Genomic DNA, 622 nt, shown 5'->3' on the forward strand with positions numbered 1-622 from the left:
TGAGTCAGCAAGCACATCAGCTTCTGAGTCAGCATCAACAAGTGCATCTGAATCAGCATCAACAAGTGCCTCCGAGTCAGCGTCAACATCAGCTTCAGAATCAGCAAGCACATCAGCTTCTGAGTCAGCGTCAACAAGTGCCTCTGAGTCAGCGTCAACATCAGCATCAGAATCAGCAAGCACAAGCGCATCAGAATCAGCAAGCACATCAGCATCAGAGTCAGCATCAACAAGTGCCTCTGAGTCAGCGTCAACAAGCGCATCTGAATCAGCATCAACAAGTGCCTCTGAGTCAGCAAGCACAAGCGCATCAGAATCAGCAAGCACATCAGCTTCTGAATCAGCATCAACAAGTGCCTCTGAGTCAGCGTCAACATCAGCTTCAGAATCAGCAAGCACATCAGCCTCTGAGTCAGCAAGCACGTCAGCTTCAGAGTCAGCATCAACATCAGCTTCTGAATCAGCAAGCACATCAGCTTCAGAATCAGCATCAACAAGTGCCTCTGAGTCAGCAAGCACAAGCGCATCTGAGTCAGCAAGCACATCAGCTTCAGAATCAGCAAGCACAAGTGCATCAGAATCTGCATCAACATCAGCTTCAGAATCTGCATCAACAAGCGCA

Annotated in this window: 1 protein-coding gene; it reads left to right on the plus strand. The window is 48.7% G+C overall.

The genetic code is table 11. From position 1 onward, the window contains the following. A partial coding sequence (locus SINDD18_RS11645; RefSeq protein ID WP_241497335.1) for a hypothetical protein occupies positions 1-622 on the plus strand: 622 nt, incomplete at both ends.

The sequence above is a fragment of the Streptococcus infantis genome, from assembly GCF_001579645.1.
GTDB classification, from domain to species: domain Bacteria; phylum Bacillota; class Bacilli; order Lactobacillales; family Streptococcaceae; genus Streptococcus; species Streptococcus infantis_E.